Raw genomic sequence first — 18,578 nt, 5'->3', positions numbered from 1 at the left:
GTTGATGGATAAAGAGCTTCATCGTGCGATTGCTGAAATTACGGAAATTGCCTCGGGATTTGGCCTTGATTTTTATCCAATGCGCTATGAAATTTGTCCAGCAGATATTGTCTATACATTCGGTGCATACGGGATGCCGACACGTTTTTCTCATTGGAGTTTCGGGAAGCAATTTCATAAGATGAAGCTTCAATATGATTTAGGATTGAGCCAAATATATGAACTCGTCATTAATTCGGATCCATGTTATGCGTTTTTGCTGCATACGAACAGTTTGACACAAAACAAACTAATCATTGCTCACGTACTTGCTCACTGTGACTTCTTTAAAAACAATGTTCGCTTTTCTAATACAAGACGCGATATGGTTGAGAGCATGACAGCAACGGCTGAACGAATTATGAATTATGAACTGATTCATGGGAAGGAAGAGGTCGAACGATTTTTAGACGCTGCATTAGCCATCCAGGAACATATAGACCCTTCGATTATTAAACATAAACACAAAGAAGAACTTGATATAGAAGACGAAATCAATGTACGGAAAACGCCTTATGACGATTTATGGGGAATTGATTATAAGGAACCTGACAATAAAAATATTTTAAAGAAGAGAAAGAAATTTCCGCTTAGTCCAGAAAAAGACCTTCTATTGTTTATTCAAGAATACAGTACTGAACTTGAAGAGTGGCAACGTGATATTTTAACGATGATGCGAGAAGAAATGCTCTATTTTTGGCCACAAATCGAGACGAAAATCATGAATGAAGGTTGGGCAACTTTCTGGCATCAACGAATATTACGAGAAATGGATTTAACGACGGATGAGGCAATTGAATTTTCTCTGTTAAACGCAAACGTTGTGCAGCCTTCCAAAACAAGTATCAATCCCTATTACTTAGGGCTGAAAATTTATGAAGATATTGAAAGAAGATACAACGAACCTTCTGAGGAAATGTTGAGATTAGGGGTTAAGCCGCAGTCAGGTAGAGACAAAATGTTTGAAGTTCGAGAAATTGAATCCGATATTTCTTTCATTCGAAACTACTTAACAAAAGATCTGGTGAAGCAAGAGGATCTTTATTTGTTCGAGAAAAAGGATGGAAAATATATCGTGACAGATAAAGATTATGAACATGTACGTGACCGTCTTGTTTCCATGCGTGTGAACGGAAGCTTTCCATACATTGTCGTAGATGATGGCGATTATTCACGTAATGGAGAGTTGTATTTAAAACATGGCTATGAAGGAACTGAACTAGACCCACAGTATTTAGAAAATGTGCTTCCGTATATTTATCAATTATGGGGAAGACCCGTTTATATGGAGACTTTTCTAGATAATAAACCAATGGTGTATATGTATGATGGGAAAAAGGTGAGTCGGAGAATTATATAACTGAAGTAGTCACGTTGATAAATAGGTTTGATGAAAATGGTATTAGAAACTGTATAGCAATTCGAGAGCGGCCGAGATTTTGTTTCGGTCGTTTCTTTTGATTATAGATTCTATAATTTTTCATTGGGAAATTTAAGATCCATTTTGTTATTAAAATGAAAATTTTGGAAGGTGAATATTTAGATGGTGTCGAAATGAATCAAAGGAGTTTAATCTCTTTACTATTTGACTCTAACATAGAAAAAAGAAATTAAGGGGAATGAACTTCTTGGAGAGTATAAACATCATTGAATTGATTGCGACGATTTTAGCTTGAATTGTAATTGGGTGGTTAACCAATTTTCTATATACCAAGCAAGAAGTGAAACCAACTTTTTGGAAGTTTCTACTGATTTTATTTATTGGGTTTTTTACTTTTTCAATTAATTGGCCGTTTTGGAATCAACATTTCATACAAAGAATCTAAAAATGCTTTGCGTCTTTTAAGTGTTCCAACGTTTTAAAGGGAAAAGATGCCATCGAATGTGCCTAATAGAAGAGAATTTAACGCATTTTCCAGAAGATAAGTCAATTTCTGATGAGAATATCTTTGTTTTGAGTATTTTATTGCTTTCATTTCTGAATTCACAGCAACCATTTCTGTTAATTGATTGGACCTCGCTATTGAAAGAACCTGAGCCCCGTTACTGCCACGCACGCTATATCCAATACACTTCCTTCCACATAATCAATCGCAAACCTAAGAGCAATTTGTGAATTGCGAAAATGAGGTATTGATAAAATAGAAGAATTAAAATTTAAAAGAATTAGTCCTTAATCTATCGAGGTGAAAGTGTATGAAAAAGTATAATTTTGATTCCGTTCATGTGTTTAAATACGTCTCAGAGAAAAACTCTTATATCTACCGTCCAATTATGCGTTTTTTATACGAAAAACATATGGGGCTTGAACATCACTCAGTAACGGTAGATGAAATATACCATTTGCTTAGAGAAAATGAAACAATAACAGATAGTTTTACGGAATTACATTTGCAAGAATTGTTGAGTCAATTGGAAACGTGGGAAAACATATCTTCTGACAAAGTAAAGCGAAAAGGAATAACTATTGAAGAGTTCAAGAGAAAGCGTTATGCCTACCAAATTACTGATGTAGGTATTGAGGTAGAGGAATTATTGATTCGGATGGATGAACTTGACGAACAATTGATAGGCGGAATGAAAAGTCGTCAATTTAGCCTATTGTTACGAAACCTTGAATTATTAAGGGATACTGTGCCTGGCTACTTATCTTCAAGTGAAAAGGCAGTTGAAATTTGGTCAGGTGTGTTTGATACACATAAAACATTACGAACAAATGCGTCAAATTATTTGTATCACATTCAAAAAGCAGAAAAAGACAATCTTTTTAACACGGTATTGTTTTTAGAATTCAAAGATAACATTATTCAATTTTTGGGCTCTTATATCACCGAATTGAATAAAACAAAACACAAGTTAAACAAAGTGATAGGAGAGATTAGAGACTCTCACATAGAAGAATACATTGAAATGATGATTCAAGAAAACAAAGCCAATTCTATTCTTTATGATAACTATTCACCTGAAAGGTTACGAATTTCACTTATAACCAAATGGAAAGAATTAAAAATTTGGTTCTTAGGTGGAGATGGAAATGTCAGTGACATTGTTACATTAGGCGATAGAACAAGTGAAGCCATTGCGATGATAGTTTCTTATGCAAATCGCCTATCAGAGTCAACTAGCAATTCGCAAAGTCGTATTGATGATTACAGAACCTTAGCGTCATGGTTTAAATCATGTCAATCATTAAATGAAGCAAATCAACTGTTTGTTGCAACTGTTGGTGCGACACGTTCAAGAAGTTTGTATGCCAAAGACGAAATCGATATTAATCATGATGGCAAGTATATAAATGCGAATGAGTTTTGGGTCACGGATACAGAAAACTTTATAACGCCAAATATGAGCAACCGAGGTCCAAAAGGCAAAACAAGGGCAACCACGATTAAAAATAATAAAATTGAGCAACAACGTAGAATTATGGCTAAATTAGAGCAACGAAAACAAGAAGAAGAAAGTGTCAAAAAACTGATTAAAAACGGAAAAATCATTTTGGAAGAAGTGGGGGTGTTGGACGCTTTCCAACGTAAAACCATATTAAAATGGATTAAGAAAACAACGAAACAGCGTGTTGGGGGTCAAGATAAAACGAAACTTTATCGCACTGAAACTGGACTTAGAATGAGAATTTTTTATCGAGAAGAAAGGAAACAAATTGAAATCAAGTGTGAAGATGGCATTCTTAGGGGGCCAAACATTGAAATTATATTTGAAGGTGGGGTGTCGTGATGGAAGTAGCAACGAAAGAAGGATTGGGTATAGCTGTTGAGGCGCTTTTAGAAAATTTCGTTGTGGAAAGAAGTACGAACATCGAAGCCTTTCGTGAAATTATTCATTACGAAAAAACGCTGCGAAAATTCATGAGTTACAATTTTGGCTATCAATTAAAAATAGATTCAGAAACCGTAAAATTAGAAAAGGTGCCTTACATTGCGCGTAGTTGGATGGGCATTCAATCTTTCAAAGATGAACATGACTATATGTATTTGATGGCGATTCTGGCGATTTTAGAATCGAAAGCAGCCGATGAAGGTTTTTTATTGAGTGAAATTATTGAAGAAGCCAAGCTTTTCTTAATAGATATTTACGATGTCGAGTGGAAGGTTCAACACAACAGACAAAGTTTCATACGTGCATTAACTTACGCATCAGACATGAAGTTAATTCAGCTTTTAGATGGAAACATTTCAGATTTTGATAAAACAGAAGAAGGAGAAGTGCTGTATCGAACGACATCTTTGATTCGTTATATGTTTCGCAATGTTTCTAAGCCAATCTCTGAATTCACCGGAATCGACGAATTGTTGCACGATGGTTTGGACTTAGACAATCCGAGGCATTCATTTTTTAGAAAGTTGTACTTTGAAGCGGTTGTTCATTTCGATGAACTAACAGACGAAGAGAAAAAATATTTAACAAACGAAGAGCATTATGAAGAAATAAAGGTAACCATTGAAAAATATACGACTTTTGAAATGGAACGTTCTTATCATTGCTATTATTTAACAAACAGCGAACGAAAAAGGAGTTTAGAACAACATCCTAGCTTTAAGCATGAATCGTATATCGTTGCACAGGTCGCTAAAGCATTAACAAAAAGAATCGAACAAATGGATGAAAAGCCACAGGGATTATTGCCATACAGAAATCATGAGTTTGAAGCTTTGTTAAAAGAAACAATCGATAATTTTTCAATCGCCTGGTCTCAAAAAATGAGAGAAATGGAGTTCGCAAAATTCAAAGATATGATCATTCATTATGTAACGGAATGGAAACTTGCCACTTACGATGAAATAACAATGGAAATAGTTTTTTATCCTCCATTTATTAGAACCGTAGGTGATTATGACGAAGATTTGAGAGAGTATATCAACAATCAGAAAAAGGAGGTTGGCTTGAATAATGAATAAGCGAATAGACCGATGGGTGCCAAGCAAGACGGGGTTTATAAATTTTTGGGTATACGAGAACGAAGAATATGACTTTCACAAAGGAAATATACTATTTAGAGGTGAAAATGGGCAAGGGAAATCGGTGTCGATGCAATCAATCGTTCCGCTTTTATTAGATGGGAACAAACTACCTTCAAGGATTGACCCATTTGGTTCAAATAAAAGAAAAATCATCGATTATTTTAAAGTAAATGATGTCGTGGATACAAACAAAGTTGGTTATTTGTATTTAACATATGAAAGGGAAATATCGAAAGAGTTGGTTACAACGGGTATCGGATTGAAGCCGACAGATGACTCTACTGTTGATTTTTGGGGCTTCATTTTAAAAGGGGAAAGAATTGGAGAAGACTTTCCTTTGACTAAAAGCAGCGGATTCAACAAAGATGGTTTGGAAGAGTTTACGCCTTTATCGAAGATAGAATTAAAAAGAATTATTAAAGAAAAAAACAACGCCGTTTATGTGGATACACAAAGTGATTATGCTGAAGAAGTGAATAAACATGTGTACAAATTTGAAAATGTCGATTTATTTAAAGAGTTAACGGATTTATTGATTCAAATTCGTTCGCCGAAGCTATCAAAAGAAATGAAACCAACGATTTTATATAATGCATTAAAAAATGCGTTGCCTGAACTACCGTCAAGTGACTACTCCATGATTTCGAACACCATTAAAGATATCGATGACCGTAATCGAAAAATTGAAAATACGGAAAAAGATTTAGTATTGGCAAAAGAATTGGCGCATGAATTTAAAAAATACCGTGATGAAGTGTTTAACCAATCAGCTTATCGTTTTGTTGAAGCAACGAAAAACCAAAAACGAATTGGTACAAATCTATCCAAAAAAGAAAATGCTTTGGTTTCCGAGATAGTCGAGTACAAGAAAGTAAAAGATGAAATAGAAGACTTGGAAATTGAAAAAGGGACTAAACAGAGTAAGTTAGATTTATTAGAAACCCCTGAGTTGCGTACATTAAACAACGATAAAGAGAGAAAAGAAAAGGACTTTTTGAAAAAAGAAGGAGAGTTGAAGAAGAAAACCGAACAACGCGATGCCAATGAATCAGAAATGATGCAACTGAAAAAGCAATTGAAATCATTTGAAGATGCTTGTTATGAAATTGAAAGAAAATTAAAGAATGAGATTGCAGACATTGAACTTGTCGCAGAAGAAATTCAATTTCAAGAAAAAGATACGTACATTTCAGCTGCAAAAGATAATTTGGTTCATTTCCGGAAAGATAAAGGTTACTTTACATCTTGGACGATGCGATTAAAAGACCATATTGCCAAATTAAAAAGTGTATTAAAGTTGTTTGACGAAGAAAAACGATTGAAAGATTTGGCCGAAAGCAAAAAGGAAGAAATGAGAGAGAATGAAACCAAAATTGAAGAAGCGAGAAAAGCACTTAAAACTTCCATAAAGGCAATGGAAAAAGAAAAAGAAAATTACAAGATTGAGTTTCGCAAATGGATACAGGAAAACGAAGAATTTTACATTGTTCAAGATAAAATTGGGGAATTAATGAACATCGTTGAAAATTTATATGACTTTTCGAACATGGTTCCGAGTGCATATGAAAGGGAACTATCCAATTTAAAAGATGCGTTGTTGGGTTCTATTAACGAAAAGTATTATGACAATAAAGCTAATATGAAAAAGTTATCTGATGAACTGAATGAACTGGAAATAGAAAAGAAAAGGCTTGAAAATGTTACAGAAATCGAGCCTGGAAGACGAAGAACAGAAACCAAAAACCAACGTAAATTACTTAAGGAAGAAAATATTCCTTGTATCCCATTTTACGAAGTGGTTGAATTCGTAGATGGTCTGTCAGAAGAAGAAAAAGAGAGAATCGAATCATCGCTTTATGATATGGGTGTGTTAGATGCACTAATTGTTCCTAAAAGGCACTACAACAAAGTGCTAGAAAATGATGCGGTTTTGCTTCCTAAAGTGATAAAAGTAGAAAACGAAGAAGAAACATTGGAATGTTATTTAACGGTTGTAATACCGCAAGTAGATGTGTCAGAAAGTGATATTAAAGAAATTCTTCAAAGTATCGTTGTGGGTTCGCTAGAAAAAAATTCTTCGATAACAATGGATGGAAAATATCGCAACGGCATTATACAAGGAAAAGCAATAAAGCAACCGAAGGCATCTTTTATTGGGAAAGAAGCTAGGCGGAGGAACAGGGAAGAAAAAATTGCAGAAGTGAGTCAACAAATCAGTGAATTAGAAGAGAACATTAAAGAATTGAAAAAGAAAGATACAAAAACCCGCCAAAGAAAAGAGATGCTAGAAAAAGAATACGAGGAACGTCCTGTTTTGAATAATGTTGAAAATTCACATGACCAAAAGAAACAGATGGAAAATGTTTTAAATAATTTTGAAGAAATCAATGGTAAATTAAAAAATATCCATCAAGAATTATCCGATAGTTATGCAATAAGTAGGAATGAAAGAATTATCCAAAGTGGTTTTTTGAGTGGACAAAAAGATAGAGAAACCATCGCAAATATTATGGAAGTGGCTGATGGAGAGCATCGAGACGCTATTCAAGCATTGGCGAGCGGATTTCACACATTTGAAACAAAAAAAGTGGAACAAGAAGGTTCGAAAGTCCGATTAGAAAATTTAGAAGCGATAAATGATGAAGTAAACAGTGAAATTGATGGTTTGAAACGTGAAATCAAAACCATTCAAAAACAAATTGAAAACATCGAAGGTAGATTGAAAACGCTTGGTATAGATAAAGCCGAGGAAGAAATTGCTGAAATACGACAAAGGCTGGCTGAAATTGAGAAAGACATACCTTTAAGGATTGAGGAGAGAACAAATCATCAAAATAACATTAAAAATTTAGAAAGTGAAATCGAGAGAAGCCAGCGAGAACTTGCATTTGCGAATGAGCTTCAAGTCGCAAGGAAAGAAGTTTTTGAAAATGCAGTGCGTACGAGTGAGTTCGAAACAGTAACAGATATGTATAGCCTTGCGCTAAAGAAGCAGGACGAACACGCTAATATTTCAGCAGCCATACAAAAAATGCAAGAATCTGTTTATAATGTTCGCTCTAAAGGTCTGGAAGATTACTCGTTAACGAGTCATGAATCAGTTTCTGGAACATACGATATCAACTTGCAAGTGAATGAAGATAAAAAAGATGTTGTTTCGATTTTAAGGGATGAAAGGAAACGCGTAAATATTGTTCTATTCGTAAAAGGGTCAAAAATGAATCCTCAAGATTTTCACGACCTTTTAGAAAGTCAATTAATTGACCAAAAGTTGTATTTGAAAGAGGATGAAGAAGCTTTAATTAAAAATGTGATGATTCAAGGGATAGGAGAGAAAATTAGACACCTAATCGTAAAAGCAGAAAATTGGAAAAACGATATTAATCGTTACATGAGAGAAATGAACAATTCGATTAGTTTGCGTTTAATTTGGTCGCCGATTACGAAAGAAGATATGGGTGGAGAAGTTTCTTTATCTACGACTAAATTAGTCGAATTACTGGGACGGGATTACGACACATTAAAAGATTCGGATATTGAAGCCTTAAGTAATCACTTCATGACAAAAATCAATACCGCAAAAGAAAACTTGAACAATAAGAACAATAAAAAAAGCGAAGCTGAGAATTTAGAACAAGCATTGAAAGAAGTGTTGGATTATCGCGACTGGTATCAATTCAAGATTATGTATGAATTGCCAGGAGAAAAAGAGAAGACCTTAAATGAAGATAACTTGCCTAAATTAAGCGGTGGGGAAAAAGCGATGGCTATTTACATTCCATTGTTCTCGGCAGCTTACTCCAAATATAGTGCAGCAGGTGATGATGCGCCGTATTTGGTGGCGCTTGATGAAGCATATGCTGGGGTAGACGAAAACAATATCTCAGAAATGTTTGGATTCATGGAACGATACGGGTTCGATTATATTCTTACTTCGCAAGCTTTATGGGGGGATTATGAAACCGTACCTGGAATCAACATCTACGAATTGAGCTTTGATAAAGTGGCTCGTTTCGTTTTCTCTGAGCCGTGGAGATGGAATGGCGAAAAGTTGATGATAAACGAAGATATGTTGAAAAAGAGTGGCTTATATGCAAACGATGACGGCTCGTATGAAGGAGAACCAGTTCAAGATGCTTTTGAATTTGACTTCGAAAAAAGCAAGTAGCCGAATAATTATTTGAGGTGCTGTAAATGGAAGAAAAAATTGAGCTCCAAGCAAAGGAATACTTTGGAAGACAGGAATTCAAAAGCCTGTTTTCCTCTTTTAAAAAAAAGATAGAAGTGTTAGGAAAAGTTGGCGGTTCGGTGTTTGTTGCGATGAAAGAGGATGAACGTAGAGCAATAGAAAATTGGTTTGGTCAAGAATTCAAAGAAAAAACAGTATCTATCTCTCTTAAGAAGTTTGAAAAACGTTTGGAAGGTAGTAAATTTGAGAAATTAACTTTGTGGGAGTTAGTAGAAATTGTAACTAATCAGCCAATTATTTTAAAGAGAGAGAGAAAAGAACAAGAAGAACAACTAAGAAGGAATTACTTCGAGGGTCTGTTGCAATCATTTCCTCATAAAAATGCACAAATTATCATTAATAAAGTGATAGGAAAGGCGAAAGGAGTAAATGGATTTCTAACATCTTATAACAATAATGATAAAGAGGGCATCGAAAATTTGCTGAAAGCGATATCAAATCTACCGGCAGAAGGGGATTTTGAAAAGATTCCTGTCTTTGCAGAACGGATTACAGGAAATCCACATTATTTCGATAAGACGAATAAATTGACTCAGACGCTCGAAATGCTGCTTTCAGAGCATGAAAAACGACCATGTAGAGGCGATATTAATGCAGAAGAAAAAGCGGAACTTCTTACGATGTTTGGCTTGGCTAAAGATGATTTGCATAGTTTTGTTACGTGTTACGGTTTAGAAGCCTATCAAAATAATGAACAATTGAAACAATGGTATTGGGCTAATAAGGAAAAAACGGTTCAAAATATCCCATTACGGTCCATTAAAAAAATAGATAGGGTTGAACCTAGTAACGGTAATGTTGTGTTTGTAGTTGAAAACAGTGGTGTATATTCTAGTATAATTGATATTTTAGGGAATAAATTAGTACCGATTGTTTGTACCCACGGCAACTTCAAGTTGTCTGGACTTCTTTTATTGGATAAATTAGTTAAAAGTGATACTAAAATATTTTACTCTGGCGATATTGATGTAAGTGGAATTAAGATTGCCTCGTACTTGAAGAAAAAATACAAAGAAAATGTGCATTTTTGGAGAATGGGGCCTGACGATTACTTAAAGTCGAATTCACAAGTAGAAATAAGTGGAGAGTCTTTAAAAAGATTAGAGTATATAGACGAGCCTCGTTTCCAATCCGTAATTAAACTTATGAAGGAAAAGATGGTTGCAGGTTATCAAGAACCCCTTATATCAAAGTACGTTTTGGATATCGAGCAATATTTAGATTCAATTGAATTATAAAGTACTTTTTAGAGATAAACCCATCTTCTCAAGAAAACTTAGGTAAGAATGGAAGTTATATATCATGAATTTTGCAAATAGAAACGAATTTGGGAGTGAAGCTGTAAGTGAAAAGCATTCAGTGAATATCGCATATTGATGCCATATAATAATCAGTAGGTATTGGTGACATCCATCCAATACCTACTGTTTCGTTTACTGAATAATCATATCTTCAAAACCAGGCAAATCGTCCATATGACTCGCGATCATTGCGATAATGGTGCTCGCTTCTTCTTTTGCGAAGGTGAATTGACTTTCATCTTTGAAGATTTCTTCATCAGTCCAAAGTCGATTTACTCTGCGCAATACGCCTTCACCTGTAGCACTGACTACCCCAAATTGATAGGTTGTTTCCACTTCATCTTCAATATAAAAGGCAGTGACTTCTGGTGTTTCCCATTCGATTCCTGAAACACTAACCTCATTTATTTCATCTTCAATTTCAGTAATTTCGTAGGAATCATCATCATCTTCGTCATCTTCATCACCATTTTCATCTACATAATACATTTCGTGTTCTCCGTTTAAAAAGGCATGAAAGCTTTCATGAACAGCGTCGATAACATCCTCAATATCAGCAAGAATAACTCTTGCAGGTTGTTCAAATTCTACATCAAAGCTTTCAAGATAGAATTCTTCATTATGAGGATCGAACAAAAGGGTGCAGAAGTATTCTCTCTCTCCATTTAGCGTATCCACAAAAAATTCGATACGTGGATGTTTTGTGCTTTGATCAATTGTCATATGACCAATTTGATCGTACTCTTCACAAATGGATTCAAGCTGTTCTTGAAGTTCTCCAGTTACTCTGTTAAACCATTCCAACGCCATATTGTTAGCACCCCTTTTAATTTGTTTCTACAATAAATTATCTTGTCCTAAAACGGTTTAATTTTACATTCCATTTGTTACCAATATTAAGGCTAGTTAGTTAAACAGTTTATCGATCTTCTTCATGGAAAGGGACACGGAATTGGAAACAGCTGGGTAAACGCTCATAGGATGCTGATTTGAGTGTAAGGTTCCGAGATGAAAGAGCAAGATAGTCGTTTGAATGAGCAAGAGTGTCGATCGAAAGTGAAAGCTCACCCGAATCAAACAATTTGTCCAATAAAAAAACCGTCATCCTAAAAAAGGTGACGGTTTTTTAGAAAAGTCAATTTAACTAATCGCTGTCTTAATGAAATATTTGAACCTTACTAATGCAATTAAAATTCCAAACGCCCCATAGCCTAATAACACGAGTAGACCTTGCCAAATATCACTTACATTTGCTCCTCGCACCATGATATTTTGTAAACCGGTCTGTGCCCAGTATTGTGGCGTAAAAATACCAATTGCTCTTGCGAATGAAGGAAGCATTTCAAAGGGAAACCACAGTCCAGCCAACACTGCACCGCCTAAAGAAAATACCTGTGTTAGCGCAAGCCCTTGGTTTTCGCCTTTCACGTTAACGGCCATAGCTAATCCTAAGCCAGTTCCGCAAACTGCTAAGCAAATGACAATTGTACTGATAGCGAAAAGATTGCCCAAGTTCAATCCATATACAAAGTGTCCAAAACCAAGGAGAACTGAACATTGAATAATAACACTTAGCATAGCTGGAATCCACATACCGACTAAATAAGTTATCGGTTTTAAAGGTGTACTTTGCATACGTGCAACCATGCCTGATTCGCTCTCTTGGAAAAAGCGACGGACCATCGTAATCATGATGAAGAACACAAACATGACCGTATACCCTGGAACATATTGTGAAATGGCATCAACTTGTTTTGTGCTGGTATTGATTTGTTCGATCTGTATAGGCGCGGTCAAAATGTTTTCGACCTCTGCTTCATTCAGACCTGTACTTGCAAGTGCACCAGCTAATTTTTGTTCACGGTAGCCAATTGCTATATTTTCTAGAATGGCTTCAATGGGTGAAATTGTCTGTGCTTCTGCCGGATCCCGATAGAATTTTATACCTGCTTGTGAGCTGCTGGAAGTTAACTCTTTCTCAAAATTCTCAGGAATGACGAGAAGGGTAGATATTTTTCCGGATTTTATTTGTTCAACTTGTTCTTGTTCGTTTCTATCAACTTTTTCTAACTCTAAGGCACTGATTCCTTCTAATTGTTCAAGAAATGCTTTTGAGGTTTCTGATTGATCATGGTCAATATATGGGATGGTGAATTTGGTATCCGTATTCCCGAAAATTGAACCGAAAAGAACAATGAACATGATCGGCATGCCAATAAGAAAGAAGAAGTTTCCTTTTTCTCTGACAATGATTTTAAGTTCTTTTATGATAATACTTTTCAACATGGTTTTCGCCTCCAATACGCATGCTTCCTAGTCTGCTAATCTCTTAAACTTGTACCAGTTAACGATAGAAAGACGCTTTCTAAAGTAGGTTGAACCATTTCTAATGCCAAAATTTCAAAGCCATGTTCCACAGATGCTTTTAGTATTTCTTGAAGCAAAGTCACAGGATGTTCCGATTCAATAATCCAACCATCGTTCTTTGCCGTAATTTTAGAAATGTTAGGGATGCGTCTTAGTTTTTCAATTTGAGTCGTTTCAATGTAAATCACTTTGTCGCTATATCGTTCTTTTAATTCTTTCAAATTTCCTTGCGTAATAATTTGTCCATTATCGATAATGGCAATTTCATCACAAAGCGTTTCGACCTCTTCCATATAGTGAGTGGAGTAAACGATTGTTACACCATTTTCTTTTAATGCTTGAATCATATCGAAAATATGATTTCTCGATTGAGGATCGATACCGACAGTCGGTTCATCGAGAATTAATATTTGAGGATTATGTAAGAGTGCTGCGGCAATATTGATTCTTCTTTTCATCCCACCGGAATATTCTTTAACCTTATCCTTAGCGCGTTCTAACAGACCCGTTTGTATTAATACTTTGGTGATTCGTTCTTGAAGTGTATGTCCTTTTACACCGTACATCTGCCCAAAGAACACAAGATTGTCAAAAGCACTTAAATCTTCATATAACGTAATGGATTGCGGGACATAGCCAATTGTTTTTTTAACCAAAAGTGGATTCTTCTTCGCATCGATTCCTTGTATGAGGACTTGCCCCGTGTCTGGTTCCACAATTCCGGTAAGAATTTTCATTGTTGTCGATTTTCCTGCGCCGTTCGGTCCTAGCAACCCGAAGCAGGATCCAGCTTTGACTTTGAATGAAATATCCACTAAAGCCGTCTTTTTTCCATAAGCTTTTGTTAAATGTTGAACGTCCAATACATGATCCATTGACTCACCTTCCCTAAAAACAATGTACAAAGCCTTTTCAATATATGTAGAGACTTAAGTAATGATTAATACCTATGTGATCTTACTATTAGCCTATCATTACACATTGGAAAATTCTAGATAAATTCCATCAGATTTATTGTTGAATGTTGTCATTATTTCTCGGGAAATAATTTGAAAGAATTTTTTTATTGTCAATAAACGACATAGAAAAGGGGCTAACATAGACGTTAGCCCCTTAAATAATCCTCAACCTGTATAAGAATCAATGAACTCTTCATGACTGATTGCATAAATCTTTTGATAATTTTTTACCGCTTGAATACGTTCGAGTAAAAGAGGATCTTCTGGTAAATACATTTTCATTTGATGAATTTCCTCTTTATTTTTATGATAATGAGCTTTGATTTTACCCTCAGCAAAATCGAATAATGTCACAATATGTGCAGTTTCGTCAGAAGAAGGGATACAGACATAGTAAACATATTCATCACGAATTGCTAAGTATTCACCCGTGTCGTCCTTAAAATATTTGAATAATAACATCTCTAAACCCCTTTATGTTGATAACATTATTGTAGACGTGAAAGATGGTTATTATTCATTAAAAGTTTGAAGCTATTCAAGCTTGTTCGACGTTCTAATTTCTCTTATTCATTCTTACAGTGTAAGAAGAGATGAAAAAAGGAGCGTTTTTATATGTTAATTGATGGTGTGTTTTCAGGAGGTGGAATAAAGGATTTTGCATTAATCGGGGCATATCAAGTGTTAGAGGAAAAAGGATTCCAATTTCATCGTCTTGCTGGTACCAGTGCAGGAGCGATTCTTGCCGGATTTATTGCCGCTGGATATTCCGGAAAAGAAATTGAAAGGTTGTTGGACGAACAAGATTTTAAAATTTTTATGGATCCTCGAAACACCTTTCTGCCTTTTCCCTTTATGAAATGGTTTTTTCTTTATTGGCGAATGGGTTTATATCAGGGCAATGCACTTGAAGATTGGCTTGCTGAAAAGTTAGCAGCAAAGGGGATTCATTCATTTGGGGATTTACCTGAAGGGTCATTAAAACTAATTGCTTCTGATATTACGAATGGCAAGATGTTGGTTCTACCAGATGATTTAGAGCGTTATGGCATATCAGCTAAAACCTTTCCGATTGCTCGTGCTATACGTATGAGTTGTGGCATTCCATTTTTCTTTGAGCCTGTGAAATTGAATTTGGATTCTGCCGAGTCATTAATTGTGGATGGTGGTGTTTTAAGTAACTTTCCTATTTGGTTATTTGATGAACCAAATGGGAGAAAACAACGTCCAGTGATTGGATTGAAAATTAGTCGGGGACATAACGAGACGCCAGTTCATATTGTTAACAATAGCCTAAATCTATTTGAAGCACTTTTTTCAACGATGCAAAGCGCACATGATTCAAAATATATTTCGCGAAAACATGAGAAAAACATCATATTTATTCCTGTAGAAGATACAAAAACGACGGATTTTGATTTGAGTAGTGACACAAAAATAGCACTTATGGAACAGGGAAGAAAAACGACCATTAATTTCTTGAAAAACTGGTCACCACTTAATATTCAAACAAACGTCCACTCCATGTATCGATAATCTGTATTATCCATTTAAAAGGAGCTCTCATTAGTGAATAACTGAGAGCTCTTTTTGCATGTTAGATATAGCCGTTGATGCGAGATTTTTCTTCAGCGACTACTTCCCTATTCAAACCTGAAATGGCTTCCTTACGTCGTTCATTTTTTTCCTTAATCCGTTCACGTTCTTTTCCATCTGCTAATGCCATGGCTTCTTCGGCAGCTTCCATATTGTTAATGGTGTTATTCAAACGTTCTACATTATCGGCTGAGTCATTTGGTAGTGGTCTTGGCATAAGGGTTCCTCCTTTTTTTTATCAAGATTTACTTTTATAGCTTTCCCAAAATCCTGTCTTCTATTTGTAAAAGTACTAAGAAGTCTTTGCTTTTGCGGTGCGTTTTCTTGGTGCTGGTTTTTTCTTTTTCGTTTGGTCTAATGAAGCTTGAAGTGCAGACATCAAGTCCGTCACGTTTGACGGCGCAGTTGGTTGTTTTTCAGTCGTTGTTACCGTGAATTTGCCCGATTTCTTCTCTTCGATTAACTCCATTAATGCTGTTCTGTAATCATCCGTATATTTCTCTGGGTCAAAGGTAGTCGTTAATTGATCCACTAACATGAGTGCAGTATCTAACTCTTTTTTAACCACCACTTGTTCTTCAGGAATGTTTGGGACATCCTTAAAGTTACGAACTTCATCTGGAAAATGAATCGTTTCCATTAATAAGGTTTCATTGTAAACACGCACTACTGCCAGTTGTTCTTTAGAACGAATCATAATCTTGGCTACTCCAATTTTTCCTGACTCCATTAGAGCTTTTCGTAAAAGGGAATATGCCTTTGCACCGCCACTATCAGGCGCCATGAAATAGCTTCGTTCAAAAAAGATGGGATCGATTTCTTCTAGTTTTACAAAATCGATAATCTCAACGGCTTTGTCTTCGTTTTCCTTTTTCAATCTTTCCAGTTCTTCATCGTCCAATACGACAAATTTATTTTTGGCATACTCATATGCTTTTACGATATCTTCACTTTTGACTTCTTCGCTGCAGCCAGAACAAACTTTTTGATAATTGATAGGAGCATGACACTCTTTATGAAGTTGGCGTAATTTAATATCTTTGTTCTCGGTTGCAGTATGAAGCTTCACAGGAATATTAACCAGTCCAAAACTGATGCTCCCTTTCCAAACGGTATGCATATGTTTCACCTACACTTTCTTTTCCTTACTATGCAATGTTTTGGGGTTATTTATGTATCAGATTGGAAAGAACATCAAAAGCTAGGACAAACAATCGAGAGTGGGATGAAAATTGAAGCCTATGCTTTTGTCTTCTGCAACAGAAATTCCTGTCGGAAAGAACTGGCTCTATGAAGTGAAATATGATGGTTTTCGCTGTTTATTAAATTGGGAAAATGAAACACCCATTTTGTTAAGTAGAAATGGGAACGTCTTGAATAAGATGTTTCCTGAAATCATCCATTTCAGTGAAACGATATACGAAAAAATCAAACCCTATTTGCCATTGAAACTGGACGGAGAATTAGTGTATTTAGCGAATGATGTACAGAGTACATTTTCTACCATTCAGTTAAGAGGGCGTATGCGAAATCAGTCGGTTATTCTCGACCAATCAAAGGAATTTCCATGCCATTATATTGCGTTTGACTTGATGGAAATAAAAGGCGAGAGTCAAAGTAATTACTCCATTGAAGCAAGAAAGAAAGTGCTGCAAAATCTTTTTAAATCGATGAAACTTCCTTTATCAGTTGAACGAGAAAATCCGAAATTAATTCAAGCTATTGACGTTTATAAACACAGAAAGACAGTATGGAATAAAGTTCAAGTAGGACATGGGGAAGGCATCGTTGCAAAGGGAAAATCGAGTAAATGGGAGAGCGATAATCGAACCGGTCAATGGCTCAAAATAAAAAACTGGAAATACGTAACGGTTATTTTAACGAAATATGATCAAAGGAATGGTTTTTTCCATGGTTCCATATTCAATAAAGAAGAGTTAGTTGAAGTGGTGACGTTTAAACATGGACTGGCTGAAGATGAAAAGAAAATATTAAGTACCCTATTTCTGTCGAATGGCATTGAGTCTGAAAAGGGTACATGGCGACTGGAGCCGTCTATATGTGTGGATATTGCGACGATTGATTTTGATGGAAAACACATTCGAGAGCCGAGATTTTATGCATTTAATTTCGAGAAGAATCCTGAAGAATGCACATGGCGTCACATGCAACGTCAGCTTTTTCCTTTGCCTGAAAGGGTTCAGATCACAAACCCCGATAAACCGATTTGGCCCATGATTGGTGTAGAAAAAGATGATTACCTGCTTTATTTACAAAAAGTAGCTCCTATGATTTTGCCTTTTCTTCGTGATCGTCTCCTTACCGTTATTCGATTTACACACGGTGCAGGCAAAGAGAGCTTTTACCAAAAGAATGCGCCTGAAGCAGTTCCTGAATTTATTATGACCAAAGAAGTGGAGGATACACGGTTTCTATTATGTAATAATGTTGAATCATTGCTATGGCTCGGTAATCAACATGCACTTGAATTTCACATCCCTTTTCAAACCTATTTGACGAATAAACCTCTTGAAATTGTATTTGATTTGGATCCACCATCTGTTAAGGAGTTTTATCTTGCGATCGAAGCGGCAGTTAGAATGAAGGCGATATTTGACCAATTCGGATTGACATCTTACGTGAAGACCTCTGGCAGAAAAGGCTTACAAGTGTACATCCCTTTGCCGGTAAATGCTTTTACGTATGAAGAAACGCGAGTTTTTACTAAGTTTGTATGTAACTTTTTATGTGAACAGGAGCCTCAATGGTTTACGACAGAGCGCTTAATTAAAAACCGCAACAACAAACTATATTTAGATTATGTTCAACATAAAGAAGGAAAGACCATTATTGCACCATACTCTCCTCGCGGCACTGAACAGGGGCTAATCGCAACGCCTCTTAAATGGAATGAAGTAAATGAAAACTTGAGACCTGAGCAGTTTACATTTCATGCAGTATTGGAACGTCTTACAAAACAAGGAGATCCATTTCGGGATTTTCGACATGATATCGATGGACAGGCTTTTAAGAAGGTTTTGAAAGAACTGAAGGAATTAGTTTTCCATGAACGTTAAGTAAGTATTTAAGG

General features: G+C 35.7%; 13 protein-coding genes. 7 read left to right on the top strand and 6 right to left on the bottom strand.

All coding sequences use genetic code 11. The features are described 5' to 3' along the window. Positions 1 to 4 precede the first annotated feature (4 nt). From AC3EA5_RS09445 to AC3EA5_RS09425, 5 genes are all read left to right on the top strand, one after another. Positions 5 to 1,399, top strand: a complete 1,395-nt coding sequence (locus AC3EA5_RS09445) for a SpoVR family protein (RefSeq protein WP_488608098.1) — start codon at positions 5 to 7, stop codon at positions 1,397 to 1,399. Between the two features lie 836 nt (positions 1,400 to 2,235). Beyond that, the gene (locus AC3EA5_RS09440; protein WP_488608097.1) at positions 2,236 to 3,771 is read left to right on the top strand and encodes a TIGR02677 family protein; all 1,536 of its coding nucleotides are present in this window, start codon (positions 2,236 to 2,238) and stop codon (positions 3,769 to 3,771) included. Further along, positions 3,771 to 4,952 carry a TIGR02678 family protein gene (locus tag AC3EA5_RS09435; protein WP_488608212.1) on the top strand — a complete coding sequence of 394 codons (1,182 nt, stop codon included), beginning with the start codon at positions 3,771 to 3,773 and terminating at the stop codon, positions 4,950 to 4,952. Before AC3EA5_RS09440 ends, AC3EA5_RS09435 begins: the two co-directional genes overlap by 1 nt. Beyond that, positions 4,945 to 9,183 (top strand): TIGR02680 family protein, encoded by a 4,239-nt coding sequence (locus AC3EA5_RS09430; RefSeq protein ID WP_488608096.1) that lies wholly within the window; start codon positions 4,945 to 4,947, stop codon positions 9,181 to 9,183. The genes AC3EA5_RS09435 and AC3EA5_RS09430 overlap by 8 nt, the downstream gene beginning before the upstream one ends. 26 nt (positions 9,184 to 9,209) lie before the next feature. Continuing rightward, positions 9,210 to 10,502, top strand: a complete 1,293-nt coding sequence (locus AC3EA5_RS09425) for a TIGR02679 domain-containing protein (protein WP_488608095.1) — start codon at positions 9,210 to 9,212, stop codon at positions 10,500 to 10,502. 195 nt (positions 10,503 to 10,697) lie between these two features. Here AC3EA5_RS09425 and AC3EA5_RS09420 read toward each other — a convergent pair whose 3' ends face one another. The 4 genes from AC3EA5_RS09420 to AC3EA5_RS09405 all read right to left on the bottom strand — a co-directional run bounded on the left by AC3EA5_RS09420 (position 10,698) and on the right by AC3EA5_RS09405 (position 14,353). Next, positions 10,698 to 11,375, bottom strand: a complete 678-nt coding sequence (locus AC3EA5_RS09420; protein ID WP_488608094.1) for a hypothetical protein — start codon at positions 11,373 to 11,375, stop codon at positions 10,698 to 10,700. Between the two features lie 330 nt (positions 11,376 to 11,705). After that, complete coding sequence (locus AC3EA5_RS09415; RefSeq protein ID WP_488608093.1) at positions 11,706 to 12,851, bottom strand: ABC transporter permease; 1,146 nt, start codon at positions 12,849 to 12,851, stop codon at positions 11,706 to 11,708. A gap of 35 nt (positions 12,852 to 12,886) precedes the next feature. After that, positions 12,887 to 13,807: an ABC transporter ATP-binding protein gene (locus AC3EA5_RS09410; RefSeq protein WP_488608092.1), complete on the bottom strand. Its 921-nt coding sequence runs from the start codon at positions 13,805 to 13,807 to the stop codon at positions 12,887 to 12,889. A 249-nt stretch (positions 13,808 to 14,056) separates the two neighbouring features. Next, positions 14,057 to 14,353 (bottom strand): hypothetical protein, encoded by a 297-nt coding sequence (locus AC3EA5_RS09405; protein WP_488608091.1) that lies wholly within the window; start codon positions 14,351 to 14,353, stop codon positions 14,057 to 14,059. Between the two features lie 153 nt (positions 14,354 to 14,506). Here AC3EA5_RS09405 and AC3EA5_RS09400 point away from each other — a divergent pair, with 153 nt between their 5' ends. After that, positions 14,507 to 15,427, top strand: a complete 921-nt coding sequence (locus tag AC3EA5_RS09400) for a patatin-like phospholipase family protein (RefSeq protein WP_488608090.1) — start codon at positions 14,507 to 14,509, stop codon at positions 15,425 to 15,427. 61 nt (positions 15,428 to 15,488) lie between these two features. Here AC3EA5_RS09400 and AC3EA5_RS09395 read toward each other — a convergent pair whose 3' ends face one another. Together AC3EA5_RS09395 and ku are read right to left on the bottom strand one after the other, a co-directional pair. Further along, positions 15,489 to 15,704 carry a small, acid-soluble spore protein tlp gene (locus AC3EA5_RS09395; RefSeq protein WP_488608089.1) on the bottom strand — a complete coding sequence of 72 codons (216 nt, stop codon included), beginning with the start codon at positions 15,702 to 15,704 and terminating at the stop codon, positions 15,489 to 15,491. Between the two features lie 75 nt (positions 15,705 to 15,779). Then, on the bottom strand, positions 15,780 to 16,607 hold the full coding sequence (gene ku, locus AC3EA5_RS09390) for a non-homologous end joining protein Ku (RefSeq protein WP_488608088.1): 828 nt from the start codon (positions 16,605 to 16,607) through the stop codon (positions 15,780 to 15,782). Positions 16,608 to 16,719: 112 nt separating this feature from the next. Between ku and AC3EA5_RS09385 the strand changes: the two genes are divergently transcribed. Beyond that, positions 16,720 to 18,564 (top strand): DNA ligase D, encoded by a 1,845-nt coding sequence (locus tag AC3EA5_RS09385; protein ID WP_488608087.1) that lies wholly within the window; start codon positions 16,720 to 16,722, stop codon positions 18,562 to 18,564. Positions 18,565 to 18,578 lie beyond the last annotated feature (14 nt).

This window comes from Paenisporosarcina sp. (assembly GCF_057785155.1).
The sequence above is the reverse complement of the archived record's forward strand: the minus strand, read 5'-3'. Positions and strand labels throughout refer to the sequence as shown.

Excerpts from the sequence above, each read along its gene's own strand:
- AC3EA5_RS09400 (WP_488608090.1), top strand. The coding sequence starts at position 14,507 with ATGTTAATTGATGGTGTGTTTTCAGGAGGTGGAATAAAGGATTTTGCA.
- AC3EA5_RS09410 (WP_488608092.1), bottom strand. The coding sequence starts at position 13,807 with ATGGATCATGTATTGGACGTTCAACATTTAACAAAAGCTTATGGAAAA.
- AC3EA5_RS09430 (WP_488608096.1), top strand. The coding sequence starts at position 4,945 with ATGAATAAGCGAATAGACCGATGGGTGCCAAGCAAGACGGGGTTTATA.
- AC3EA5_RS09405 (WP_488608091.1), bottom strand. The coding sequence starts at position 14,353 with ATGTTATTATTCAAATATTTTAAGGACGACACGGGTGAATACTTAGCA.
- AC3EA5_RS09445 (WP_488608098.1), top strand. The coding sequence starts at position 5 with ATGGATAAAGAGCTTCATCGTGCGATTGCTGAAATTACGGAAATTGCC.
- AC3EA5_RS09420 (WP_488608094.1), bottom strand. The coding sequence starts at position 11,375 with ATGGCGTTGGAATGGTTTAACAGAGTAACTGGAGAACTTCAAGAACAG.
- AC3EA5_RS09425 (WP_488608095.1), top strand. The coding sequence starts at position 9,210 with ATGGAAGAAAAAATTGAGCTCCAAGCAAAGGAATACTTTGGAAGACAG.
- ku (WP_488608088.1), bottom strand. The coding sequence starts at position 16,607 with ATGCATACCGTTTGGAAAGGGAGCATCAGTTTTGGACTGGTTAATATT.
- AC3EA5_RS09415 (WP_488608093.1), bottom strand. The coding sequence starts at position 12,851 with ATGTTGAAAAGTATTATCATAAAAGAACTTAAAATCATTGTCAGAGAA.
- AC3EA5_RS09435 (WP_488608212.1), top strand. The coding sequence starts at position 3,771 with ATGGAAGTAGCAACGAAAGAAGGATTGGGTATAGCTGTTGAGGCGCTT.
- AC3EA5_RS09440 (WP_488608097.1), top strand. The coding sequence starts at position 2,236 with ATGAAAAAGTATAATTTTGATTCCGTTCATGTGTTTAAATACGTCTCA.
- AC3EA5_RS09395 (WP_488608089.1), bottom strand. The coding sequence starts at position 15,704 with ATGCCAAGACCACTACCAAATGACTCAGCCGATAATGTAGAACGTTTG.